Here is a 235-nt window from a genome sequence, read left to right on the forward strand (position 1 = left end):
CCCAAACAGGCCGTGCACCAAACCGTTTACACCGCCGACCACTATACCGAAGCCGATTATCTGCCCGCAGAAAACGGCATGCTCTATAACGCGGCCGATGGCGCAAACACGCCGCTTTCCCCGGCGCTGCTGCCGCGGCCTGAGGGCGAAAAAATCAACTGGCTGCATTTTGTCGGCATCAACGATGCCGATTTACTCAAGGCCGCGCTTTCGCCCTATCACATTCACGAATTGG

At 57.4% G+C, this 235-nt stretch carries 1 protein-coding gene; it reads left to right on the forward strand.

All coding sequences use genetic code 11. The features are described 5' to 3' along the window. Positions 1-235, forward strand: a 235-nt coding sequence (locus tag P8629_RS12735; protein ID WP_278166450.1) for a hypothetical protein, incomplete at both ends; no start/stop codon positions are given.

Source organism: Hydrogenovibrio sp. 3SP14C1 (assembly GCF_029625905.1).
GTDB lineage: Bacteria > Pseudomonadota > Gammaproteobacteria > Thiomicrospirales > Thiomicrospiraceae > Hydrogenovibrio.